Below are 24,783 nucleotides of genomic sequence, written 5' to 3' on the forward strand. Positions count from 1 at the left end.
CCCGGATCGCGTCGAGGACTCAGGCAGTGGCTGCGCTGTCGCTCATTCGCGCGAGCCGTTCGTCGATCATCTTGCTCTTGATCGACGAAGCTTCTTTGAAACGCTCGTTCGTGTCGAGAAAGTTCACCATCGAGAGCGCCTGGCCAGCGGTGGAAGTGGTGAGCGTTTCCGGCCTCAGTCCCTGGATACCGAGCTGATTGGCGTGGCTCCACCAGAAATCGAAGATTGCCGGCGTGCACCAGCGTTGCCAAGGCTTGAAAACCGTCACGAAATGAAGGATGGCGAGATTATCTTCCTTCAGAATCTCATTGAAATGTGACTCGGTGATCGCATGGGAGAACATCATCCGGTTCCATCCCGAATCAACGACGAGCTTGCGGCCTTCCGCGTATTTATTGAGGAGGCATTGATCAAGCAATTCCAGTTGATGTTCGTGCTCTTGATACAGCCCTTTCGCTTTTTCAAGCATGCCGTCATTTCTGAGCGCATCGAGATCCATGAGCAGCACGCCGGCGTTGAGATAAGGATCGTCGACGCGTCTTGGTATCCTCGACATGCTTGCGCCCGGATCCGGCACGCCGGCGATCAGATGATCGCCCATGTCCATTGAGAACAGCGGGCCGAGATCGGACATGACCAGCGTATCCGCATCCACGTAAATGACACGCGATTCATGGATCAATGTCGGAATCAGCAAACGCAGATAGGTGCCGCGCGAGATATGACCGAGGGTTTTCCAGTTGTCGAAATGATCGGGTGGAACCGTAATCAGCTTGATCGACAGTCCGGTCTTTTGCTCGACGACAGACTTGATTGGGACGATGCTCGCCTGATCTTCCTGAGGCACTATCCAGAAAATCTGAAGAGCGGACTTCGCGTTGGAAGCCAGAGAAAACGTGGATACAGCGGCGTATGGGGCGTAGCCTTTGTCGAAGCAATAGGCGACCGTGATGGGAGATGTCATTCTATCTGTCTACATTTTTTTAAGGCTCGATTCGAGCACGGTCATTGCGCATGACTCGCGTCAGCGATTTTAAAGATCGCTGCCATTTGTGTTTGTTGTTATATGTGTTGCGTGTCGCGGGGCAGCGACACGCGCGGCTAAGCAGCCAGCATTTCCTTCGCGTGCCTGCGCGTGGTCGCGGTGATCTCCAGCCCGCCCAGCATGCGCGCGACTTCCTCGATGCGCTTGCCTTTGTCGAGCGGCGTCACCGTGCTGACGGTGCCGCCGGCGTCGTCGGAAGACTTCGCGACCTGGAAATGCTGATCGCCGCGCGCGGCCACTTGCGGCAGGTGCGTGACGCACAGCACCTGACGATCGCGTCCGAGCTGATGCAACAGACGCCCGACCACTTCCGCGACACCTCCGCCGATGCCCGTGTCCACTTCGTCGAAGATGAGCGTGGGCGTCGGGCTCGCGGTGCTCGCGATCACCGCGAGCGCGAGGCTGATGCGCGCGAGTTCGCCACCTGAAGCGACTTTCGCGAGCGGCCGCAACGCAACGCCCGCGTGACCGGCGACGCGGAATTCGATCTGCTCCAGCCCGTTCGCGCCGCCTTCTGCGAGCGGCACGAGCGCGACGTCGAAGCTGCCGCCCGCCATCGACAGTTCCTGCATGCCTTCGGTGACGGCTTTAGACAGATTTTTCGCGGCCTTCGCGCGCGCCTTCGACAGCACTTTGGCCTGCGCGAGATAGTCGCTCTTCGCCTTGTCGGCGGCGGCGTTGAGCGCGTCGAGATCGGCGGCGGCGTCGAGATCGGCGAGCTGGCGGCGGCGCGCGTCGTGTTCTTCCGGCAGCGTCTCGGGCTGCAGGCGGAACTTGCGCGCGGTCGAGTGAAGCTGATCCATGCGCCTTTCGACTTGTGCGAGGCGGTCGGGATCGAGCTCCAGCCGCTGCGCGTAGTGCGACAGCGAGTAAGACGCCTCTTGCAACTGGATCTCCGCCGGTTCGAGCGACGCGAGCACGTCGTTCAGGTCGGAATCGATATCGGCGAGACCGCGTACCTTCGAGATGATCGCGCCGAGTTGAGAGATCATCGCTTCGTCGGATTCGGAGAGCGCTCCGAGCGCGCCTTGAACGCCGTCGATGAGACTCGCCGAATGCGACAGACGATGATGCTCCGCGCTCACGTCTTCCCATTCGCCCGGCTGCGGCGCGAGCTTGTCGAATTCGCTCAGTTGCCACGCGAGGCGCTCGCGCTCCAGTTGCAGTTCGCGGTCGCGGCTTTGCGCGGTTTCGACGGCCTGCTGCGCATCGCGCATGGCGCGCCACGCGCGATTCACCGCGCCGGCGGTATCGATCAATTGCGCGTGGGTGTCGAAGAGTTCGCGCTGCGCGTCGGGGCGCATCAGCAACTGATGCGCGTGCTGACCGTGAATATCGACGAGCATTTCGCCCACTTCGCGCAGTTGCGTGAGCGTCGCGGGCGTGCCGTTGATGAACGCGCGCGAACGTCCGCCCGAATCGATCACCCGGCGCAGCATGACCGAGTCGCTGTCCTGCGACAACGCGTGCTCGTCGAGCCAGCGCGTCAGCTGAGGATGCGTGCCGAATTCCGCGGTGATGTCCGCGCGCGCCTGACCGGTGCGCACGACGCTCGCGTCGCCGCGCGCGCCGAGCGTGAGCGCGAGGGCGTCGATCAGGATCGACTTGCCCGCGCCGGTTTCACCCGAAAAGACCGTGAAGCCTGGATCGAAATCGATATCCAGTGTGGCGACGATGACGAAATCTCGAATGGAAAGATGACGGAGCATGGACGCTTCGGGAAGGGGATTCGGAATTCGGGATGCGGGTGGATCAGAGCGCCGATGAGTCCTGCGACGGATGCTCGTTCCAGTGCAGCTTCTTGCGCAACGTCGCGTAGGTGCTGTAGCCGACCGGATGCAGCACCGGCACCGTATGCTTCGAGCGCCGCACTTCGATCGCGTCGTTCAGCTCGACGGCGGTGAACGACTGCATGTCGAAGTTCACATTGACGTCGCGCCCGCCGATGATCTGGATGGTCACCTTGGAATCGTCGGGCAGCACGATCGGACGGTTCGACAGCGAATGCGGCGCGATCGGCACGAGCACGAAGCCTTGCAGTTGCGGATGGAGAATCGGCCCCGCCGAGGACAGCGCGTAGGCGGTCGAGCCGGTGGGCGTCGCGACGATCAGGCCGTCGGAGCGCTGGTTGTACATGAAGTGGCCATCCACCGAGACGCGCAGTTCCGCCATGCCGGAGAAGCCGCTGCGATTCACCACGACGTCGTTGAACGCGAGCGCATGGTAGATCGGCTTGTCGTCGCGCATGATGCGGGCTTCGAGCAGGCTGCGCTCCTCGCGCTCGAACTGACCGGCGAGCATCTGCGGCACGAGTTCGCGCACCGCCTTGAGGGGAATGTCCGTGATGAAGCCGAGCCGCCCGTGATTCACGCCGATGAGCGGCGTCTTGTACGGCGCGAGCTGGCGGCCGATGCCGAGCATGGTGCCGTCGCCGCCGAGCACGATCGCGACGTCCGCGCGCGCGCCCATCTCGGCGATGGACAACGCCGGGAACTCCGTCACGCCGACGTCCTTCGCCGTGCCCGCCTCGAACACGACCTCGAAGCCTTGCTGCGCCAGGTGATCGGCGAGCGATCTCAACGGCGCCTCGATGCCGGGCGTGTTGGTGCGCCCCACGAGGGCGACGGTCTTGAATTGGCCAATTTCCATGCCGGCATTACACCATAGTCAGAGAGCGAAAAGAACCGTGCGCGACGGCGTTCGGGCGCGCTTTCGCCGGACCGCGCAGCGGCGCGCGGGCACGCGCGTTGTTTCTCGCTAGAATGGAGCAGACGTTGAACGCAGCGCTCGCGGCGCGGCACGCCGCCCCTCGACTCGTTGAGCTAAAATTTCCCCATGCTAGACCCACGTGCACAAACCCTCCTCAAGACGTTGATCGAGCGCTACATCGCCGAAGGTCAGCCGGTCGGTTCGCGCACGTTATCACGTCATTCCGGTCTCGAACTGAGCCCCGCGACGATCCGCAATGTCATGTCGGATCTCGAGGAGCTCGGTCTCGTCGCGAGCCCGCATACGTCGGCAGGCCGTATTCCCACGCCGCGCGGCTACCGGGTTTTCGTCGATACGATGCTGACTGTAGAAGCCCCCGAAGACGAAGCGATGACCACCGCGGTCAAGACCCGCCTGCAAGGCGAGGAGCCGCAGAAGATCGTCGCGGCGGCGGCGAGCGTGCTGTCCAGTCTGTCGTCCTTCGCGGGCGTCGTGCTCACGCCGCGACGCAGCCACATGTTCAGGCAGATCGAGTTCATGCGGCTGTCGGACAAGCGCATCCTGCTCATCATCGTGACGCCCGAAGGCGACGTCCAGAACCGCATGATGGCGACGCAGCGCGATTACTCGCCCTCGCAGCTCGTCGAGGCGTCCAATTACATCAACGCGCATTTCGCGGGCCTGTCGTTCGACGAAGTGCGCCGCCGGCTGCGTGAGGAAATTGACCAGTTGCGCGGCGACATGACCGCGCTCATGCAGGCGGCCGTGGTCGCGAGCACCGCCGAGACCGACCCCACGGACACCGTGCTTATTTCCGGCGAGCGCAATCTGCTCGAAGTGGCGGACCTTTCGTCCGACATGGCGCGGCTGCGCAAGCTTTTCGATTTGTTCGACCAAAAGACGAGCCTCCTGCAATTGCTGGATGTATCGAGTCACGCACAAGGCGTGCAGATTTTCATCGGCGGCGAGTCGAATCTCGTGCCGATCGAGGAAATGAGCGTCGTGACGGCGCCGTACGAGGTCAACGGAAAGATCGTCGGCACGCTCGGCGTGATCGGCCCGACGCGCATGGCGTACAACCGCGTGATTCCGATCGTGGACATCACCGCGCGTTTGCTGTCGATGTCGCTCAGTCATCAGTAACGCCATCTTGGCGCGTCGTGCGAGGCTGTGCCACTAGGCCGTTCGGCCAATGATGCGCGTTCGGGCGCGCCGCTATAATGGTCTTCACCTTTTCCGACGACCTTTTCCCGGCCCGCCTGCCCCTATGCGTTTCGACCTCGAGTTGCCCTCGCAGCCCAGCGCTTCGCATCGCGTCGCGGTGCTGCTGATCAACCTCGGCACGCCGGACGCGCCCACGCCGCGAGCGGTGCGCAAGTATCTGGCGCAATTCCTGTCCGACCCGCGCGTCGTCGAAATTCCCTCGCTCGTGTGGCAGGTGATTCTGCGCGGGCTGATCCTGCCGTTTCGCGGGCGCGCGTCGGCGAAGAAGTACGCGCAGGTGTGGATGCCCGAAGGCTCGCCGCTGCGCGTGCATACCGAAAAGCAGGTCGACGCGTTGCGGCGGCTTTTTGCGGCGAACGACTATCACGTGATCGTCGACTACGCGATGCGCTACGGCACGCCGGGCATCGGCGCGATGCTCAATCAACTGAAGCTCGAAGGCGCCGATCGCATTCTCCTTCTGCCGATGTATCCGCAATACTCGTCGTCCACGACCGCCACCGCGTTCGACGATGCCTTCGCCGCGCTCCGGCGCGTGCGCAACCAGCCGGAGATCCGCACGATTCGCCACTACGCGGATCACCCGGCGTATATCGGCGCGCTCGTGGAGCAGGTGCGCGACTATTGGCGGCATCACGGTCAGCCGGATTTCGCCGCGGGCGACAAGCTCGTGCTCAGCTTCCATGGCGTGCCCAAGCGCACGATGGATCTCGGCGACCCCTATCACGACCAGTGCCAGCAGACGGGCGCGCTGCTCGCGTCCGCGCTCGGGCTCACGCCGGTGGAATGCCGCGTGACATTCCAGTCGCGTTTCGGTCGCGCGGAGTGGCTGCAGCCGTATACCGCGCCGACGCTCGCCGAACTGGGCGCGGGCGGCGTCGCGCGCGTGGACGTGTTCTGTCCCGGCTTCACGGCGGATTGTCTGGAAACGATCGAGGAAATCGGCATCGAGGTGCGCGATGAATTCCTGAAGGCCGGCGGCAGGCAATTCCACCGCATTCCGTGCCTGAATGCCGCGCCCGCGTGGATCAAGGGGCTGGGTGAAATCGCCGCGCAACATCTGCAGGGATGGCCGGTGCAGACCGTGCAACCGCTTACCGCGGTGGCCTGAGCCCGGCCTCAACAAGCATTCACTGATGAACTACAAGATTTCGACGGAACCTGGCGCGCGTTTGCGCATCGACAAATGGTTGTGGGCGGCGCGTTTCTTCAAGACGCGCTCGCTCGCGAGCGACGCGGTCGAGAAGGGGCGCGTGACGATCGGCGGCGCGAACGTGAAGCCGTCGAAGGACGTTCGCGTCGGCGATATCGTCGAGATCGATATCGAACGGCTCGTGTGGCAGGTCGAAGTGCTCGGGCTCTGCGACGTGCGCGGCCCGGCGACCGTCGCGCAGACGCTCTACGCCGAAACGGAAGAAGGCCGGGCGAAGCGCACGGCCGAAGCCGAGCGTCGCAAGACCTTCCGCGAACCCGCGGCCAACTTGCAGGGCAGGCCGACGAAGCGGGACCGGCGCGTCATCGACAAATTTTCAGGTTCGGACTGAAGAACTGCTCCATGGTCGCGTGAACGCCGCCGTACTCGGTGTTACGGTCGGTCACGGCGCCGGACATGCAGATGGTGGTCGTTCCCGCAACGAGTACCAGAGCGACCACCGCGATAGCAAAGGTCAGTTTCATGGTACCCCCGGAGAGCGGGTTGCCCGGTCGCGACGCGGCCGGGTCAGGAAACGGGCAAGGGCTGAAAGCGGTTGAAAAGCATTCGTAGGATTAGGGTTAACGTGCGTCCTGCGCTGCTTGTTTGAAGTGTAGGCGACTCAGGACTTTCCCTCAATCTCAAAATTGCGCGGTGCGGCGAAGTGCGTGTTACCGGCCATTTCCGCGCCATTGAAGTACTGAAGAAGCACTGAAAAAAGTCCGAAAAATTCGTCTGAAGGCTTGAAAATGTCTTCGACGCCCCAATTTCGGCCGTTAGTGCGAAAACGCGACCAGCGTTGTCCGGCTGGCCGCGATCGCATCCGGTTCAACTCACAGCAATACACATTCAGCGACATGGAAAACACGCAAGAGAATTCAGCGAGCCAGAACCCGACGCCCGCCGACGATAACGCGCGCCAGGCCGCCGACACGACCAATGCGGCGCAGGCTGCACCGGCAGACGCGGCCGCCGCGCCGCAACCGGCGCCGAACGAGGCCGATGCCGCGCTTGCCGAAGCGCAGGCCACCATCGTGGCGCTCAAGGAAGACTTCCTGCGCGCCAAGGCCGAGACGGAAAACGTGCGCCGCCGCAGTCAGGAAGACGTCGCGAAGGCGCATAAATTCGCCATCGAAAATTTCGCGGAAAACCTGTTGCCCGTGCTCGACAGCCTCGAAGCCGCGCTCGCCGATCAATCGACGGATCTCGCCAAGGTGCGCGAGGGCGTCGAACTGACGCTGCGCCAGCTCACCGGCGCGCTGGAAAAGGGCCGAGTGATCGCGGTGAATCCGGTCGGCGAGAAATTCGATCCGCATCGCCATCAGGCCATTTCCATGGTCCCGGCCGAGCAGGAGCCGAATACCGTCGTCACGGTGCTGCAGAAGGGCTACGTCATCGCCGACCGCGTGCTGCGTCCGGCGCTCGTGACCGTCGCCGCACCGAAGTAAGATCGGCGCCACAAAAAAAGTTATAGACCGCATCGTCTTCAGGGTCTTGAAATCGAAACTGGCGCTCTTATCTTGCGTACAGGTATGAATTTTGGGCGTTCGGCCCGGTAAATCGGCACAAATCGGCGGCAAAAGCCGGCGTCAGGCACGACACACCGCCGCCGCAACGCCAAAGCGAACAAAGCTAGGAGAGTATAAAAAATGGGCAGAATCATCGGCATCGACCTCGGCACCACGAACTCGTGCGTGGCGCTGATGGAAGGCAACCAGGTCAAGGTCATCGAGAACTCGGAAGGCGCGCGCACCACGCCGTCGATCATCGCGTACATGGATGACAACGAGATCCTCGTCGGCGCGCCTGCGAAGCGCCAGTCGGTCACCAACCCGCGTAACACGCTGTACGCGGTCAAGCGCCTGATCGGCCGCCGCTTCGAAGAGAAGGAAGTGCAGAAGGACATCAATCTGATGCCCTACAAAATTGTCAAGCACGACAACGGCGACGCATGGGTCGAGGCGCACGGCAAGAATCTCGCGCCGTCGCAAGTTTCCGCCGAAGTGCTGCGCAAGATGAAGAAGACCGCTGAGGACTACCTCGGCGAGCCGGTCACGGAAGCCGTGATCACGGTGCCGGCGTACTTCAACGACAGCCAGCGTCAGGCAACCAAGGACGCGGGCCGCATCGCCGGTCTGGAAGTGAAGCGCATCATCAACGAGCCGACGGCAGCCGCGCTCGCGTTCGGTCTGGACAAGGCCGAAAAGGGCGACCGCAAGATTGCGGTGTTCGACCTGGGCGGCGGCACGTTCGATATCTCGATCATCGAAATCGCGGACGTGGACGGCGAAATGCAGTTCGAAGTGCTGTCGACCAACGGCGACACGTTCCTCGGCGGTGAAGACTTCGACCAGCGCATCATCGATTACATCATCGGCGAGTTCAAGAAGGAGCAGGGCGTCGACCTGAGCAAGGACGTGCTCGCGCTGCAACGCCTGAAGGAAGCCGCTGAAAAGGCGAAGATCGAACTGTCGTCCACCGCTCAGACCGACATCAACCTGCCGTACATCACGGCAGACGCGTCGGGTCCGAAGCACTTGAACCTCAAGTTCACCCGCGCGAAGCTCGAGGCGCTCGTCGAAGAACTGATCGAGCGCACGATCGAACCGTGCCGCATCGCCATCAAGGATGCGGGCGTGAAGGTCGGCGAAATCGACGACGTGATCCTCGTCGGCGGCATGACGCGCATGCCGAAGGTGCAGGAAAAGGTGAAGGAGTTCTTCGGCAAGGACCCGCGCCGTGACGTGAACCCGGACGAAGCCGTGGCCGTGGGCGCCGCGATTCAGGGTCAGGTTCTGTCGGGCGACCGCAAGGACGTTTTGCTGCTCGACGTGACGCCTCTGTCGCTCGGCATCGAGACGCTCGGCGGCGTGATGACGAAGATGATCAACAAGAACACGACCATCCCGACGAAGCACGCGCAAGTGTATTCGACGGCGGACGACAACCAGGGCGCCGTGACGATCAAGGTGTTCCAGGGCGAGCGTGAAATGGCCGTGGGCAACAAGCTGCTTGGCGAGTTCAACCTCGAAGGCATTCCGCCCGCACCGCGCGGCACGCCGCAGATCGAAGTGACCTTCGACATCGACGCGAACGGCATTCTGCACGTCGGCGCGAAGGACAAGGCGACGGGCAAGGAAAACAAGATCACCATCAAGGCGAACTCGGGTCTGACGGACGCGGAAATCGACAAGATGGTGAAGGACGCCGAAGCCAACGCCGAGGAAGATCACAAGCTGCGTGAGCTGGCCGACGCGCGCAACCAGGGCGACGCGCTGGTTCACAGCACGAAGAAGGCCGTCGCGGAGTATGGCGACAAGGTCGACGCTTCGGACAAGGAAAAGATCGAAGCGGCGCTGAAGGATCTGGAAGAAACGCTGAAGAGCAGTTCGAGCGACAAGGCCACGATCGAAGCGAAGATCGAGGCGCTGGCTCAGGCTTCGCAGAAGCTCGGCGAAAAGATGTACGCCGACATGCAGGCGCAGCAAGGCGCGGCAAGCGCGGCCGCGGGTGCGGCAGGCGCGGGCGCATCGGCGGAAGCGGGCGCGAGCCAGCAGCACGACGATGTCGTCGACGCCGACTTCAAGGAAGTGAAGAAGGACTAAGCCGCAAGGGCGCGGGCGTGAATAACGCTCGCGTGCCTTTCGGTGGCATATCCGGGACGCGTCACGCGTCTTACGTGTAACGCGCCTGGCGAGCCTCACGGCTCTCCGGGCACGTTGTTTTTCAGAGGCGTCTTGATTTAGGCGAGGCGCGCGAAGTTTTACGCGCGAGCCGGAGCAACGGACTCGCAGCATCTGACAGGAACCGTCGCGGGTAAGCGCGGCGGCATCGAACCGACATGGCGAAACGGGATTACTACGACGTTCTGGGCGTCGCGAAGAACGCGAGCGACGAAGAGATCAAGAAGGCGTATCGCAAGCTCGCGATGAAGTATCACCCTGACCGCAATCCGGACAACAAGAAGGCGGAAGAGAATTTCAAGGAGGCGAAGGAAGCCTACGAAATGCTCTCCGACCAGCAGAAGCGGGCCGCGTACGATCAGTACGGCCACGCGGGCGTCGATCCGAACATGGCGGGCCCGGGCGCGCAAGGTTTCGGCGGTTTCGCCGATGCCTTCGGCGATATCTTCGGCGACATCTTCGGGCAAGCGGCGGGCGGCGCGGCACGCGGCGGGCGCGGCGGCCCGCAGGTGTATCGCGGCGCGGACCTGCGCTACAGCATGGAGATCACGCTGGAGCAGGCGGCGCACGGCTACGACACGCAGATTCGCGTGCCGAGCTGGGTGAACTGCAACGTCTGTCACGGCTCGGGCGCGAAGGCGGGCACCAAGCCCGAAACCTGCCCGACCTGTCACGGGCAGGGCCAGGTGCGCATGTCGCAGGGCTTTTTCAGCATCCAGCAGACGTGCCCGAAGTGTCACGGCAGCGGCAGCTACATTCCCGATCCGTGCGCGAACTGCCACGGCGCGGGCAAGGTGAAGGAAACGAAGACGCTGGAAGTGAAGATTCCGGCGGGCATCGACGACGGCATGCGCATCCGTTCGGCGGGCAATGGCGAGCCGGGCATCAACGGCGGCCCGAGCGGCGATCTGTATGTGGAAATCCACATCAAGCAGCACACCGTGTTCGAGCGCGACGGCGACGACCTGCATTGCCAGATGCCGATTCCCTTCACCACGGCGGCATTGGGCGGCGAGATCGAAGTGCCCACGCTGGCGGGGCGCGCGAGCTTCACGGTGCCCGAAGGCACGCAGTCGGGCAAGACGTTTCGTCTGCGCGGCAAGGGCATCAAGGGCTTGCGTTCGAGCATCGCCGGCGATCTGTACGTGCATGTCCAGGTGGAAACGCCGGTCAAGCTCACGGAACAGCAACGCGATCTGCTCAAGCAGTTCGAAAAGTCGCTGGAACAGGGCGGCGCGCGGCATAGTCCGCAAAGCAAGAGCTGGTTCGACCGCGTGAAGAGCTTCTTCGACTGATGCGGTTGAGTGGGCAGTACGTCGTGCGAGCATGACGATGAAAACCGAAGAGCGCAGCGCGGTGTTCGCGCTGCTCGACGATTGCGATGCGACCGCCGAAAGGCGGTCGAGTCGTTTGTACGCGGACTTCGTGCACGAACGCGTGTGCGTGGACGCGCATGCGCTGGACGCGGTCTGCGGCGAGATCGAATGCGATCTGCAACGTGGACTGCACGCGGTCGTCGTCGCGGATTACGAGTTCGGACGCAATCTCCAGTTCGGGCGCGTCGGGCGGGGCGACGATCATGCCTTGCGCGTGCTGATGTTCCGCGATTGCGCGCGTCTCTCGCGCGATGAAGTCGACGCATGGCTCGGGTCGAGAGCCGATGACGTGACGGCAGGCGTCGCGGGCATTGAAGCCAGCGTCACGCGCGATGAATTCGATGCCGCCATCGCCGCCGTTCAGGACGCGCTGCGCGAAGGCGAGTCGTACCAGATCAACTACACGTTCCGGCTGAACTTCGATGTGTTCGGCGCGCCGCTCGCGCTCTATCAGCGTTTGCGCGAGCGGCAGGCCGTGCATTACGGCGCGTTCATCGCGATGCCGGACGGCAAGTCGATCGTGTCGTGCTCGCCGGAACTGTTCGTCGAAAAGCAGGGCGAGTTGCTGCGCGCGCGTCCGATGAAAGGCACCGCGCCGCGCGACGCCGATCCCGAAGCGTTGCGGCTCGACCCGAAGAACCGCGCCGAAAACGTGATGATCGTCGACTTGCTGCGCAACGACATGTCGCGCGTGGCGGTCACGGGTTCGGTGAAGGTGCCCGCGTTGTTTTCGGTCGAGGCTTACGCGTCGGTGTGGCAGATGACGTCGACCATCGAGGCGCGCGTGATACCCGGAACGTCGTTCGCCGGCATCGTGCGCGCGCTCTTTCCGTGCGGCTCGATCACCGGCGCGCCGAAGTATCGGACGATGCAGTTGATCGACGACATCGAGAGCACGCCGCGCGGCCTCTATACCGGGGCGATCGGCTGGCTGGATGCGAGCGGCGACTTCTGCATGTCGGTGGCGATTCGCACGCTCGTCGTCGATGCGGCCGCGAAGCGCGGTGTGCTCGGCATCGGCGCGGGCATCGTGCTCGACAGCGTCGCCGCCGATGAATACGAGGAGTGTCTGTTGAAAGCGCGCTTCCTGACCGGTGCGGACCCCGGCTTCGAGCTATTCGAGACGACGTTTGCAACGCGCGATGAAGGCGTTCGTCACTACGCGCGGCACGTCGCGCGGCTGAAGGGCAGCGCCGCATATCTCGGCTTCGCCTTCGACGAGCACGCGCTCCAGAAACAAGTCGAAGCGCACTGCGCGACATTCGATGCTGGCCAGCCGTATCGCCTGCGTATCGCGCTGGACAAGCGCGGACGCATCGCGATCACGAGCGCGCCGCTCGCGCCGTTGCCATCGGATACCGTGGATGTGTTGCTCGCGTCCGATCGCGGCTTCGCGCCGCAATCGTCCAGCGATCCGTTGCTCCGGCACAAGACCACGCGCCGCGCCGACTACGATCGCGCGTGGAAAGCCGCCGAAGTCGAAGGCGCGTTCGACATGCTGTTCTCCAACGAGCGCGGCGAGCTGACCGAAGGCGGCCGTTCGAGCATCTTCGTGCAACTCGACGGCAAGTGGTTCACGCCACCCATCGACACCGGCGTGCTGCCGGGCGTGATGCGCGCGGTGCTGATGGAACAACGCCACGCCGCCGAACGCACGCTCACGCTGGACGACGTGCTCGAAGCCGAAGACCTGCTCATCAGCAACGCATTACGCGGCGGCGTGAAGGCACGGCTTCGGCGCTAAAGGCATCACCACTCCGCAACACTGCCATCCGCGTGACGCCACACCGGATTGCGCCAGCGATGGCCAACCTTCGCCATCTCGCGAACTTTTTCCTCGTTTACCTCGATACCCAAACCCGGCCCTTGCGGAATCGACACCATGCCGTCTTCATACTTGAAGACTTCCGGATTCCTGATGTAGTCGAGCAGGTCGTTGCCCTTGTTGTAGTGGATGCCGAGGCTCTGTTCCTGAATGAACGCGTTGTAGCTGACCGCGTCGATCTGCAGGCAGGTCGCGAGCGCGATCGGGCCGAGCGGGCAGTGCAGCGCGAGCGCGACGTCGTAGGCTTCGGCCATCGTCGCGATCTTGCGGCATTCCGTGATGCCGCCCGCATGCGACGCGTCCGGCTGAATGATATCGACGTAGCCGCCCGCCAGAATGTGCTTGAAATCCCAGCGCGAGTAGAGCCGCTCGCCGAGCGCGATCGGCGTGCTCGTCTGGTTGACGATGTCGCGCAGCGCCTCGACGTTCTCCGAGAGCACCGGCTCTTCGATGAACATCAGCTTGAACGGATCGAGTTCCTTCGCGAGCACCTTCGCCATCGGCTTGTGCACGCGTCCATGGAAATCCACGCCGATGCCCACGTTCGGCCCGACCGCCTCGCGCACCGCGCGCACGTTGTCGATCACGCCCTGAACCTTGTCGAAGGTATCGATGATCTGCAACTCTTCCGAACCGTTCATCTTCACGGCCTTGAAGCCGCGCTCGACCACCGCGCGCGCGTTGTTCGCGACATCGCTCGGACGATCGCCGCCGATCCACGAATAGACCTTGATCCTGTCGCGCACCTGACCGCCGAGCAGCGCGTGCACGGGCACGCCGTGATGCTTGCCGAGAATGTCCCACAGCGCCTGATCGACGCCCGCGATCGCGCTCATGCCGATCGGCCCGCCGCGATAGAAGCCGGAACGGTACATCACCTGCCACAGGTCTTCGATATGACGCGGGTCGCGGCCGACCAGATAGTCGGCGAGTTCGTCGACGGCGGCGGCCACCGTATGCGCGCGGCCTTCGACGACCGGCTCACCCCAGCCGGTGATGCCTTCGTCGGTTTCGATCTTGAGGAAGCACCAGCGCGGCGGAACGATAAAGGTCTCGAGTTTCGTGATTTTCATGAAGCGTCTCCCGATAAGGAATCACATGGTAGCAAAAAGCGCGATCTGAGCATATTAATAGTATTATTCAAGAATAATCGGGACTTACGAAACATCAGTCAAATACCCGATAATCGTGGCCCAACGAAAAGGGAGACCATCATTCACCGGGATCTGCATGGCCGCGTGACGCTCGAACTGGGCATGGCGATTCTGCGCGGCGATTTTTCGCCCGGCTTGCCATTGCCGCGCGAAGCGGAACTGATGGAGCGCTTCGGCGTGAGCCGCACGGTGCTGCGCGAGGCGTTGCGCACGCTTACATCGAAAGGGCTGATCGAGTCGCGGCCGAAAGTCGGCACGCGGGTGCGCGCGAAGCATGCCTGGAATCTGCTCGACGCCGACATGCTCGACTGGTATTCACGCGTCGCGCCGCCGCTGCAATTCGCGCTCAAGCTTCAGGAGATGCGCGAGATGATCGAGCCGTACGCCGCCGCGCTCGCCGCCGACAATCACGAGGACGGCACGCGCGAACGGCTCACGCGCGCGCATCGGGCGATGGCAGACGCGCAGAACGTCGACGAATGGGTGCGCGCCGATCTCGACTTCCATCTCTGCGTGCTCGCCGCGTGCAGCAACGAATTGCTGATACCGCTCGGCGCGCTGATCGAGCGCACGCTCGAAGGCCAGTTGCGCCTGAACGCGAAGCGCGCCGAGGTGTACAACGCGTCGCTCGCGGAACATACGGCCGTGTTCGATGCGATCATCGCTCGCGATTCGAACGGTGCGCGCCGCGCGATGGCGTCACTCCTCGGCGTGACGCGCGGACGCATAGAAGGCTGAAACCCACTCGCGCTAGAACGCGTTGAGCGGGATCTTCAGATACGTCGTGCCGTTGCCCGCCGCGTCCGGGAAATGGCCCGCGCGGATGTTCACCTGAATCGCCGGCACGATGAGCGTCGGCATGCCGAGCGTCGCGTCGCGCGCCTCGCGCATCGCGACGAATTCGTCTTCGGTCTTGCCGCCGCCCACATGAATGTTCTGCTCGCGTTGCTCGCGCACCGTGCTTTGCCAGCGCGGGCCGCGCGTGCTGGGCGGATAGTCGTGGCAGACGAACAGCCGCGTATCGGGATCGAGCGTCAGCAGCCGCTGAATCGACCGGTACAGCGTGCGCGCGCTGCCGCCCGGGAAGTCGCACCGCGCGGTGCCGACGTCCGGCATGAACAGTGTGTCGCCGACGAACACCGAATCGGCGATCCGGTACGCCATGTCGGCGGGCGTGTGTCCCGGCACGAACAGCGCGCAGGCTTCGATCTCGCCGATCATGAAACGCTCGCCATCCGAAAAGAGATGATCGAACTGCGAGCCGTCGAGCTGAAACTCCGGCTCGAGATCGAAGATCTTTTTGAACACGCCCTGGACCGTGCGGATCGATTCGCCGATGGCGATTTTCCCGCCGAGCTCGCGCTTCAGATACGGCGCCGCCGAAAGATGATCGGCGTGCGCGTGCGTTTCCAGAATCCATTCGACGCGAAGGCGCTGTTCATGTACGAACGCGATGACCGCATCGGCGGAGCGCGTCGAGGTGCGCGCGGCGTTCGGATCGTAGTCGAGCACCGGATCGACGATGGCCGCCGGCGAGCCGGCTTCCTTGTAGACGACATACGTCATCGTGCCGGTGTTGATATCGAAGAAAGGCTGGATGATCGGTTGCACGCTGGTTCCCCTGTCTGCAATGCGATCTCCGCTGCATTTGCAATCTTGAGACCGCGATACAGTTTAACGCTTCGCGATCGGGGCGGATCGGTTCACCAGCGCGATGCCCGCGAGCACCATCGCGGCGGCGATCATGAAGCGCGCGGTGAAATGCTCGCCGAGCAGCAGCACGCCGAAGGTGACGCCGAAGATCGGCGTGAGAAACGAGAAGACCGACAGCCGCGACGCCATATAGCGCGTGAGCAGCCAGAACCACGTCAGATAGCTGACGAATGCGACGACGACCGCCTGATACGCGAGGCTCGCGATCGTCATCGGCGATACTGCTTCGACGTGCGTCTGCCCGATGCCCGCCGCCAGCACGAGCAGCAATACCGCCGATACCGCCAGTTGATAGAACAGCGTCTTGCTGGCGCTCGCATGCGCGAGCGACGAAGCACGCACGACCACCGTCGTCGCGGCCCAGAAAATGCCCGCCAGGATGCCGAGCGCATCGCCCGCGATGCCGCGCAACGTCGATGCGCTGTTCGGATTGCCGTGCAAAAAGCCGTCGGCGAATGCGAGCGCGATGCCGCAGAACGCGAGCACGATGCCGCTCCACTGCGTGCGCGATAGCCGCTCGCCCGCGACGAACCGGTGCAGTCCGAGCGCGGTGAAGCAGGGCGCGGTGTAGAGAAAGACCGCCATGCGCGTGGCCGTCGTGAGGTTCAGGCCGAAGAAGATGCAGACGAATTCGCCACCGAACAGCACGCCCGCGAGCAGACCGGCGGGCAGCGTGTCGTCGCGCTGAAAGAGCGGCACGCCGCGCGTGCGCGTCCAGATCCAGACCAGCAAGGTGGCGATCAGCGAGCGGATGCCGGCCTGCAGCATCGGCGGAATCGACGCGTTTGCTTCCTTGATCGCGACTTGCTGGAATCCCCACGCGCCGCACAAAGCGATCATCACGATGACGGCGGTGGCGTCCGGGGCGCGGCGCAGGGCGAGGGAGGGCATGCTCATCGGCGGGCTCGGTAAGCGTGGCCGCAGAGGCCATGCACTGATTTGGAGCGTCGATTGTGCCAGTGAACGGACCGCGCGAGTGCAAGAGGATTGCGCGCCGCGACGAATGCGCGGCGCGAAGTCATGCGTGAATCAGGAATGCTTTTCGATCAGCTCGACCTTGTAGCCGTCCGGATCTTCGACGAATGCGATCACCGTCGTGCCGCCCTTCACGGGACCGGCTTCGCGCGTGACCTTGCCGCCCGCCTGGCGGATGCGCTCGCACGCGTCGGCGGCGCTGTCCACTTCGAGCGCGATGTGACCGTACGCGGTGCCGAGGTCGTACTTGTCGGTGCCCCAGTTATAGGTCAGTTCGAGCACGCTGTGCTCGCTTTCGGGACCGTAGCCGACGAACGCGAGCGTGTATTTGTACTCGGGGTTTTCGCTTTGACGCAGCACTTTCATGCCGAGAATGCGCGTGTAGAAATCGATGGAACGCTGCAGGTCGCCGACGCGCAGCATCGTGTGGAGGAGTCGCATGGTGGGGTTCCTGTTGTGTGTTGTTTGCGGGGGACAGGAAGGAAATTGTACCGTCGGCGCTCCCCGCACGCTGAGCGCGCCTCAGAGCGCCGGCAACAGGTCGGGCGGATGATGCTTGAGCGTATGCCGCGCCTCGCGGAACTCCGGAAAGATCGATTCGACCGTCTGCCAGAAACGCGGGCTGTGATTCATCTCGCGCAGATGCGCGAGTTCGTGCGCGACCACGTAATCGATGATCGACAGCGGAAAATGGATGAGCCGCCAGTTCAGGCGGATCTTGCCGTCGCTGGAGCAACTGCCCCAGCGCGTCGCCGCCGATGACAGCGCATACGCGCGATATTCCACGCCGAGCTTCGACGCGTACACCGCGAGCCGCTCACCAAAGATGCGCTTCGCTTCGGACTGCAGCCAGCCCTGCACGCGATCCTTGATCTGCTGCGCGTCGGCGAGCGCGGGCATCGCGAGCGAGAGCACGCTGGTTTGGTCGTCGAAGGAGAGCGTGCTCGCCGTCGATCCGAGCGACACGCTGATCGTCTTGCCGAGAAACGGAAACTGCGCGCCGTCCTTCCACTCGATGCGCGGCAGCGCGCGCTGCTCGACGCGCGTCTGCCATTCGGTGAGCTTCTTGACGATCCAGTTCTGCTTGTCGAGGATCGCGCTTTCGATGTCCGCGATCGTCACCCAGCGCGGCGCGGTGATCGCGAGCCCGGTGCCGTCGATGCAAAAGCCGATCGTGCGCCGCGACGAACGCCGCAACCGGTACTCCAGCGCGCCCGCCTTCAGCGCGATGCGGCGCAGGCGCACGCCATCGGGCAGCGGCCTCGGCGGCGCTGCGGGCGTGAGAACGGGAAGGGGATCGCTGCCCGGCACGTCGCCGCGCAGCGGAGCCGGTCCGCTCGCGGGCGGCGCGCCGGAGTAGGCCGGCGCATGCTCGAACGGCAGATCGAGTTGCAGGGTATCGAGCGCGACGGCGGGGCGCTGTCGCGATGGGGCTTTCTGCATCGGCTCGGCTTTGCGCTCACGGCGCAGAAATGACGAGAAGAACGAGTAAGGCACGCCGCGGCTCGATTCGAACGCCGCCGCGTTAGCGGCCCGCGCCCGCGGCGCCGGCTTCACCCGGCTGCGCGTTCGGCGCGGCGTAGGCGTGCGGATCGATGCGGCGCATTTCCGTCTCGATCCAGCTTTCGACGCGCGTGTTCACTTCCTCGGGCGTGAGGCCGGTCGTGTCGATCGGCTGGCCGATCGACACCGTGACTATACCCGGATATTTGATGAACGAATTGCGTGGCCACACGTGTCCGGCGTTGTGCGCGATCGGCACGACGGGCGCGCCGGTCGCGACCGCGAAGCGCGCGCCGCCGGTCTTGTACTTGCCCTGGCTGCCCACTTTCGTGCGCGTGCCTTCGGGAAACATGATGACCCACGCGCCTTCGTTCATGCGCGCGCGGCCCTGGCTCGTGACCGACGTGAACGCGTCGCGGCCCTGCTTGCGGTCGATGTGCACCATCTTGAGCAGCCCGAGCGCCCAGCCGAAGAACGGCACGTAGAGCAGCTCGCGCTTGAAGACGTAGCAGAGCGGACGCGGCATCAGCGCGGGAAACGCGACCGTCTCCCAGGCGGACTGATGCTTCGACAGCAGCACGGCGGGGCCATTGGGCAGGTTCTCCATGCCTTGGATCGTGTAGCGAATGCCGATCAGATGCCGCATGACCACGATCGTCGACTTGCACCAGCCGGCCGCCATCCAGTAGCGCTTGTCGGCGCGCATGAACGGAAACGCGATGAAGCAGGCGATCGCGTACGGCACCGTATACACGATGAAGTAAAACATCAACAGCAACGAACGGATGAAGCGCATGGAGTCTCGGCGTTACTGGGCGGCGGAGCGGTCTTGATGCCGCTTGAGGAAGTCGAGCGCGAACGCGCGCAAGTCCTTGTGGACGACGGTGCCTTCGGGCAACTGACCTTCCTTCAAGGTCTTTTCGCCCTTGCCGGTGAGCACGAGATGCACGGGAAAGCCGAGCGACGCGCCCGCCTGCAGATCGCGCAGCGCATCGCCGACGACCGGCGTGTCTTCCGGATCGATCTCGAAGCGGTCGATGATCTGCTGCAACATGCCCGGCCTCGGCTTTCGGCAATCGCACTGATCTTCCGCCGTGTGCGGGCAGAAGAACACCGCATCGATGCGTCCGCCCACTGCCGCGACCGCGCGATTCATCTTCTGATGCATCGCGTTCAGCGCGGCCATGTCGAACAGACCGCGCCCGATGCCCGACTGATTCGATGCGATCGCCACGCGATAGCCCGCCTGATTCAGCCGCGCGATCGCTTCGAGACTGCCGGGAATGGCGACCCATTCGTCCGGCGACTTGATGAAGGCATCGGAATCGACGTTGATCACGCCGTCGCGATCGAGGATGACCAGTTTTCGGTTCATGACCATGGCGGCGCGTCAGGCAGCGAGCTTGGAGATATCAGCGACACAGTTCATCTGCTGATGCAATGCGTTGAGCAACGCGAGACGATTGTTGCGCAGCGCGGGGTCTTCCGCGTTCACCATCACGTCGTTGAAGAACGTGTCGACGCTTTCGCGCAACGCGGCGAGCGCGCTCAGCGCTTCCGTATAGTTGCGGGCGGCGAGCTGGCTTTGCACGCGCGGCGTCACCTGCTCGATCTGCGCGTACAGATTCTTCTCCGCCGCTTCGACGAGCAGTTCCTTGTTCACCGACGCAGGCGCGCCCTGTTCCGACTTCTTGAGGATGTTCGAGATGCGCTTGTTGGCCGCCGCGAGCGCTGCGGCTTCCGGCAGCGCCGCGAACTCGCGCACGGCGTCGAGGCGCGCGACGATATCGTCCAGACGCGTCGGGTTCAGGCTCAGCACGGCTTCGATATCGTTCGCTTCGAAGCCCCGTTCGCGCAACAGACCGCGCAGGCGATCGAGGAAGAACGCGTAGATGGCTTCGGTCGAATCGGCGACTTGCGGCATGTTCGCGAACTGGCGTTGCGCCGTGCCGACGAGATCGCGCAGATCGATCGGCAGCTTCTTTTCCAGCATGATGCGCAGCACGCCGAGCGCATGACGGCGCAGCGCGAACGGGTCTTTCTCGCCGGTCGGCGCGAGACCGATGCCCCAGATGCCGACGATCGTTTCCAGCTTGTCCGCGAGCGCAACGGCGGCGCCGACACCCGTCGACGGCGTGTCATCGCCCGAGAAGCGCGGCTGATAGTGCTCCGAGCACGCGAGCGCGACTTCTTCCGGCTCGCCGTCATGGCGCGCGTAGTACGTGCCCATCGTGCCTTGCAGCTCGGGGAATTCGCCGACCATGTCGGTCAGCAAGTCCGCCTTCGCGAGACGCGCGGCGCGGCGCGTCAACGCGGCATCGACGCCGACCATCGGCGCGATTTCGCCCGCGAGCGCTTCGAGACGCTCGACGCGCTGCAAGGCCGAACCGAGCTTGTTGTGATAGACGACGTTCGCGAGCAGCGGCACGCGATCTTCGAGACGCTTCTTCTTGTCCTGCGTGAAGAAGAACTTCGCGTCGGCGAGGCGCGGGCGCACGACGCGCTGATTGCCTTCGACGATCTCGGCCGGCGTCTTCGTATCGATGTTTGACACGATCAGGAAACGCGAGCGCAGCTTGCCGTGCTGGTCGGTGAGGGCGAAGTACTTTTGGTTGGTCTGCATCGTGAGGATCAGACATTCCTGCGGCACCTGCAGGAATTCCTCGTCGAAGCGGCATTCGTAGACGACCGGCCATTCGACCAGCGCGTTCACTTCATCGAGCAACGCTTCGGGCATCACGACGCGGTCATCTCCGGCGAATGCCTGAAGCTGCGTGCGGATCGATTCGCGGCGATCGTCGAAACTGGCGACGACGTGGCCCTTGTGGCGCAATGTATCGGCGTAATCATCGGCATGAGCAATCGCGACGAAGCCTTCCGACATGAACCGATGGCCGATGGTCGTATCGCCCGAATCGACGCCGAGCGCGCTGACCGGCACGATGTTGCGCCCGTGCATCGCGATCAGGCGCTGCACCGGACGCACGAACTGTACGCTGGTGCCGTCCGGGCGCTGATAGGTCATGACCTTCGGGATCGGCAGCTTGCCGAGGGTTTCATCGAGCGCTGCCTGCAGGCCGTCGGCGAGCGTCGCGCCGGGCGCGGCGTAGCGCAGGAAGAACGCTTCGGCCTTGCCGTCCTGCGCGCGTTCGAGTTCGGCGAGCGGGAAGTCCGGGAAGCCGAGCGCCGCGAGCTTTTTCGCGAGCGGCGGCGTGGGGTTGCCTTCCTTGTCGAGCGCAACCGTGACCGGCAGCACTTTCTCGCGCACCTGCTTTTCGGGCGCGACATCGCGCACGTTCTTCACGAGCACGGCGAGGCGGCGCGGCGTTGCGTACTTTTCGAACGAAGGCGCGCCATCGATCAGATCGCGCGCGGCGAGCCGCTCCACGATGCCTTCGGCAAAAGCGGTGCCGAGACGCGCGAGCGCCTTCGGCGGCAGTTCTTCGGTGAGCAGCTCGACGAGCAGGGAAGCGTGGTTGGATTGCGTCATTGTTCTGTCGAGCCTCGTCAAACCTGTTCGTTGTTGCCCGCGGGCGAGCTTTCCACTCTCAGCGGCGGCGCCCATGCGGGACGCTGCGCCTCTTGCTCATCGGTGATGAGGTCGCGATCGCCTCTGACCGGATTGCCGAGCATCGGGAAGCCGAGCGCTTCGCGCGAATCGTAGTAAGCCTGCGCGACGAGGCGCGACAACGCACGGATGCGGCCGATATACGCTGCGCGCTCCGTCACGGAAATGGCGCCGCGCGCGTCGAGCAGATTGAACGTGTGGCCCGCCTTCAACACTAGCTCATACGCGGGCAGCGCGAGCTTCGCGTCGATCATCTTCTTCGCTTCTTCTTCGTAGCTCTTGAAGAACGTGAAGAGCAGGTCGACGTTCGCGTGCTCGAAGTTGTACGTGGACTGTTCGACTTCGTTCTGGTGATACACGTCGCCGTAAGTCAGTTGACGCAGCACGCGGCCGTTCGGGCCGTCTTCTTCCCATTCGGTCCAGATGAGGTCGTACACGTTCTCGACCTTCTGCAGATACATCGCGAGACGTTCGAGACCGTAGGTGATTTCGCCGAGCACCGGCTTGCAATCGAGGCCGCCCGCCTGCTGGAAGTACGTGAACTGCGTCACTTCCATGCCGTTCAGCCACACTTCCCAGCCGAGTCCCCACGCGCCGAGCGTCGGATTTTCCCAGTCGTCCTCGACGAAGCGCACGTCGTTCTGCTTCAGGTCGAAGCCGAGTGCTTCGAGCGAGCCGAGGTACAGATCGAGGATGTTTTCCGGCGCGGGCTTCAGCACCACCTGATACTGATAGTAGTGCTGCAGACGGTTCGGATTCTCGCCGTAACGGCCGTCCTTCGGGCGGCGCGACGGTTGAACGTAGGCCGCGCGCCACGGCTCGGGGCCGATCGCGCGCAGGAACGTGTGGACGTGCGAGGTGCCCGCGCCGACTTCCATGTCGATCGGCTGGAGGAGCGCGCAGCCCTTGTCGTTCCAGTAGGACTGCAGCGTCAGAATGATTTGCTGGAAAGTGAGCATGATTGCCTTTGATGCGGGGCGTACACGGCGCGGCCGGCGTCGTGACGACGCGACCCGGAGGCTCGGCCGATGTGCCGAAACGTTGAATTTTAGCCGAACGCAGAAGCGGGCGCGCCATTTTGGGAAACGGCGCGCCCGGGCGGGGTGAATGCGCGAGCCGCGTTGCGGCTTTCGCTTCAGTCGATGTTCAGTTCGTGCCCGGGCGTTTGCGGTTCGGCGCGAACGCAAACCCGAACGCCAGCAACAGGAGCGATACCGCGATCACCGTCATGTTCCCGCTCGTCACATACGGCGTGTTGCCCGAGGTGCCTTGCACGTGCGCTTCGAGCACGCCTGTAGTAAAGGTCGGCAGCTTCGACACGACATCGCCGTTGGCCGCGATCACCGCCGTCATGCCGGTGTTGGTGGCACGCAGCATCGGTCGGCCGGTTTCGATCGATCGCATGCGCGCGATCTGCAAGTGCTGATCGAGCGCGATGGTATTGCCGAACCACGCGAGATTGGTCGAGTTGACGAGAATGCCCGCGGGCGTTTCCTGCTCGCGGATCGTGCGCGCGATCTCTTCGCCGAATATGTCCTCGTAGCAGATATCCACGGCGACCGGCTGGTTGTGCACGAGAAACGCCTTCTGCGCGATCGGCCCGCGCGCGAGATCGCCGAGCGGAATGCCCATCAGGCGAACGAACCAGTGAAAGCCGAGCGGCACGAATTCGCCGAAGGGCACGAGATGATGTTTGTCGTAGCGATACACGCCGTTCACATGCGGCGTGACGCCGAAGAGACTGTTGGTGAAATCGGTCGCGCGGCCATCGGGGAGAATCGTCACGCCGATCGCGCCGAAGAGAATCGACGAGTTCGTGCTGTCCGCGAAGTTGCGGATCGCGACGGCGAAGTCCTGCGGAATCTGCACGGACAACACGGGCAGCGCGGTTTCGGGCGTGACGATCAGATCGGCGGGCTTCTCGCTGATGAGCCGTTTGTAGAGCGCGAGCGATTCATCGACGCCGGCCTGCTCGAACTTCATTTCCTGCTTCACGTTGCCTTGCAGGAGGCGCACATCGAGCGGCGCGTTGGCGGGCGTCGTCCATTCGATGCGCGACAGCAGCATGCCCGCGACGATCAGCACGATGGCCGTGATGCCCGGCGCGAACGCGAGCCGCCGCGTCTTGCGGAAGTGACAGGCGGCCTGCACGATCAGCGCGGCGACGAGCGCGAGCACCCAGCCGACGCCATACACGCCGACGAGCGCACCGAAGCCCTTCAACGGGCCGTCGACTTGTGCGTAGCCGCTCGCGAGCCACGGAAAGCCGGTGAACACGAGGCCGCGCAGCCATTCGCCAAGCGCCCACGCGCTCGCGAACGCAAACGCGCCATGCCAGGTCGGCGCATAGCGCGGCGAGGCGTCGATATCGCGTGCGGTCGCGGTGTCTTCATCGCCGAAGCGCGCGCGTCCCGCGACGAACGACCAGACCACGCTCGATAACGCCGGATAGATCGCGAGATACAGCGAGAACAGCGCGACGGCGGCAGCGGCGAGCGGCGCGGCCATGCCGCCGTAGACATGCATGCTCACGTAGAGCCACCACACGCCCGTGACGAAGTTGCCGAAGCCGAACGCCCAGCCGGTCGCGGCGGCGCTCTTCCAGCCGCTGGTGCGCGAGAGCCACGCGAAGAACGACGCGAAGATGACGAGCTCGATCCAGCCGCCGTGCGGCGTCGGCGCGAAGGAGAGCGTGTTGACGGCGCCGAGCACGGCGGCGACGAGGTAATGCCAGAAGGGCAAGGCGCGCGGCGACTCGGAGATGACGGAAGCGTCGCGTTGACGGGAGAGGAAGCGAAACGATGAATCGGCCATTG

Annotated in this window: 22 protein-coding genes; 8 read left to right on the forward strand and 14 right to left on the reverse strand. The window is 63.8% G+C overall.

The window, feature by feature from the left end; translation table 11 throughout:
- Nucleotides 1–19 precede the first annotated feature (19 nt).
- From AWB80_RS01290 to AWB80_RS01300, 3 genes are all read right to left on the reverse strand, one after another.
- A complete protein-coding gene (locus AWB80_RS01290) occupies nt 20–964 on the reverse strand; it encodes a glycosyltransferase family 8 protein (RefSeq protein ID WP_061172826.1) in 945 nt (314 codons plus the stop codon).
- Between the two features lie 137 nt (nt 965–1,101).
- Complete coding sequence (gene recN / locus AWB80_RS01295) at nt 1,102–2,754, reverse strand: DNA repair protein RecN (RefSeq protein WP_061172827.1); 1,653 nt, start codon at nt 2,752–2,754, stop codon at nt 1,102–1,104.
- 43 nt (nt 2,755–2,797) lie between these two features.
- A complete protein-coding gene (locus tag AWB80_RS01300; RefSeq protein ID WP_061172828.1) occupies nt 2,798–3,694 on the reverse strand; it encodes an NAD kinase in 897 nt (298 codons plus the stop codon).
- 186 nt (nt 3,695–3,880) lie between these two features.
- Between AWB80_RS01300 and hrcA the strand changes: the two genes are divergently transcribed.
- The 3 genes from hrcA to AWB80_RS01315 all read left to right on the forward strand — a co-directional run bounded on the left by hrcA (nt 3,881) and on the right by AWB80_RS01315 (nt 6,522).
- Nucleotides 3,881–4,897 (forward strand): heat-inducible transcriptional repressor HrcA, encoded by a 1,017-nt coding sequence (hrcA, locus tag AWB80_RS01305; protein ID WP_061172829.1) that lies wholly within the window; start codon nt 3,881–3,883, stop codon nt 4,895–4,897.
- Between the two features lie 124 nt (nt 4,898–5,021).
- Nucleotides 5,022–6,089: a ferrochelatase gene (gene hemH, locus AWB80_RS01310; RefSeq protein WP_061172830.1), complete on the forward strand. Its 1,068-nt coding sequence runs from the start codon at nt 5,022–5,024 to the stop codon at nt 6,087–6,089.
- A gap of 25 nt (nt 6,090–6,114) precedes the next feature.
- Nucleotides 6,115–6,522 carry an RNA-binding S4 domain-containing protein gene (locus AWB80_RS01315; RefSeq protein WP_061172831.1) on the forward strand — a complete coding sequence of 136 codons (408 nt, stop codon included), beginning with the start codon at nt 6,115–6,117 and terminating at the stop codon, nt 6,520–6,522.
- Here the strand turns inward: AWB80_RS01315 and AWB80_RS44300 are convergent.
- Nucleotides 6,494–6,655, reverse strand: coding sequence for a hypothetical protein (locus tag AWB80_RS44300; RefSeq protein WP_167390420.1), 162 nt, complete (start codon nt 6,653–6,655; stop codon nt 6,494–6,496). The genes AWB80_RS01315 and AWB80_RS44300 overlap by 29 nt on opposite strands.
- Before the next feature lie 372 nt (nt 6,656–7,027).
- Here AWB80_RS44300 and grpE point away from each other — a divergent pair, with 372 nt between their 5' ends.
- From grpE to pabB, 4 genes are all read left to right on the forward strand, one after another.
- Entirely contained in the window at nt 7,028–7,618 is a 591-nt protein-coding gene (gene grpE, locus AWB80_RS01320; RefSeq protein WP_061172832.1) for a nucleotide exchange factor GrpE, read from the forward strand.
- A gap of 201 nt (nt 7,619–7,819) precedes the next feature.
- Entirely contained in the window at nt 7,820–9,775 is a 1,956-nt protein-coding gene (gene dnaK / locus AWB80_RS01325) for a molecular chaperone DnaK (protein WP_061172833.1), read from the forward strand.
- Nucleotides 9,776–10,011: 236 nt separating this feature from the next.
- Nucleotides 10,012–11,148, forward strand: coding sequence for a molecular chaperone DnaJ (gene dnaJ / locus AWB80_RS01330; RefSeq protein WP_061172834.1), 1,137 nt, complete (start codon nt 10,012–10,014; stop codon nt 11,146–11,148).
- 37 nt (nt 11,149–11,185) lie between these two features.
- Nucleotides 11,186–12,973: an aminodeoxychorismate synthase component I gene (gene pabB / locus AWB80_RS01335; protein ID WP_061173080.1), complete on the forward strand. Its 1,788-nt coding sequence runs from the start codon at nt 11,186–11,188 to the stop codon at nt 12,971–12,973.
- A 5-nt stretch (nt 12,974–12,978) separates the two neighbouring features.
- Here pabB and dgoD read toward each other — a convergent pair whose 3' ends face one another.
- Nucleotides 12,979–14,127, reverse strand: a complete 1,149-nt coding sequence (gene dgoD / locus AWB80_RS01340; RefSeq protein ID WP_061172835.1) for a galactonate dehydratase — start codon at nt 14,125–14,127, stop codon at nt 12,979–12,981.
- A gap of 102 nt (nt 14,128–14,229) precedes the next feature.
- Here dgoD and AWB80_RS01345 point away from each other — a divergent pair, with 102 nt between their 5' ends.
- Nucleotides 14,230–14,946 (forward strand): FadR/GntR family transcriptional regulator, encoded by a 717-nt coding sequence (locus AWB80_RS01345; RefSeq protein WP_061173081.1) that lies wholly within the window; start codon nt 14,230–14,232, stop codon nt 14,944–14,946.
- Nucleotides 14,947–14,958: 12 nt separating this feature from the next.
- On the opposite strand, the gene AWB80_RS01350 is transcribed toward AWB80_RS01345, so the two are convergent.
- From AWB80_RS01350 to lnt, 9 genes are all read right to left on the reverse strand, one after another.
- A complete protein-coding gene (locus AWB80_RS01350; protein ID WP_061172836.1) occupies nt 14,959–15,819 on the reverse strand; it encodes an MBL fold metallo-hydrolase in 861 nt (286 codons plus the stop codon).
- A gap of 63 nt (nt 15,820–15,882) precedes the next feature.
- Nucleotides 15,883–16,818: a DMT family transporter gene (locus AWB80_RS01355; protein WP_061172837.1), complete on the reverse strand. Its 936-nt coding sequence runs from the start codon at nt 16,816–16,818 to the stop codon at nt 15,883–15,885.
- Nucleotides 16,819–16,950: 132 nt separating this feature from the next.
- Nucleotides 16,951–17,337 (reverse strand): lactoylglutathione lyase, encoded by a 387-nt coding sequence (gene gloA, locus AWB80_RS01360; protein ID WP_061172838.1) that lies wholly within the window; start codon nt 17,335–17,337, stop codon nt 16,951–16,953.
- Nucleotides 17,338–17,418: 81 nt separating this feature from the next.
- Entirely contained in the window at nt 17,419–18,339 is a 921-nt protein-coding gene (locus AWB80_RS01365) for a M48 family metallopeptidase (protein WP_061173082.1), read from the reverse strand.
- Between the two features lie 82 nt (nt 18,340–18,421).
- A complete protein-coding gene (locus tag AWB80_RS01370) occupies nt 18,422–19,195 on the reverse strand; it encodes a lysophospholipid acyltransferase family protein (protein WP_061172839.1) in 774 nt (257 codons plus the stop codon).
- A 12-nt stretch (nt 19,196–19,207) separates the two neighbouring features.
- Nucleotides 19,208–19,780, reverse strand: a complete 573-nt coding sequence (gene gmhB / locus AWB80_RS01375; protein ID WP_061172840.1) for a D-glycero-beta-D-manno-heptose 1,7-bisphosphate 7-phosphatase — start codon at nt 19,778–19,780, stop codon at nt 19,208–19,210.
- A gap of 9 nt (nt 19,781–19,789) precedes the next feature.
- Nucleotides 19,790–21,889 carry a glycine--tRNA ligase subunit beta gene (gene glyS / locus AWB80_RS01380; protein ID WP_061172841.1) on the reverse strand — a complete coding sequence of 700 codons (2,100 nt, stop codon included), beginning with the start codon at nt 21,887–21,889 and terminating at the stop codon, nt 19,790–19,792.
- A gap of 17 nt (nt 21,890–21,906) precedes the next feature.
- Entirely contained in the window at nt 21,907–22,926 is a 1,020-nt protein-coding gene (gene glyQ, locus AWB80_RS01385; protein ID WP_087130880.1) for a glycine--tRNA ligase subunit alpha, read from the reverse strand.
- A gap of 187 nt (nt 22,927–23,113) precedes the next feature.
- Nucleotides 23,114–24,781 (reverse strand): apolipoprotein N-acyltransferase, encoded by a 1,668-nt coding sequence (gene lnt / locus AWB80_RS01390; protein ID WP_061172842.1) that lies wholly within the window; start codon nt 24,779–24,781, stop codon nt 23,114–23,116.
- Between the last annotated feature and the right edge of the window lie 2 nt (nt 24,782–24,783).

Origin of the sequence: Caballeronia pedi, from assembly GCF_001544915.2 — a bacterium.
GTDB lineage: Bacteria > Pseudomonadota > Gammaproteobacteria > Burkholderiales > Burkholderiaceae > Caballeronia > Caballeronia pedi.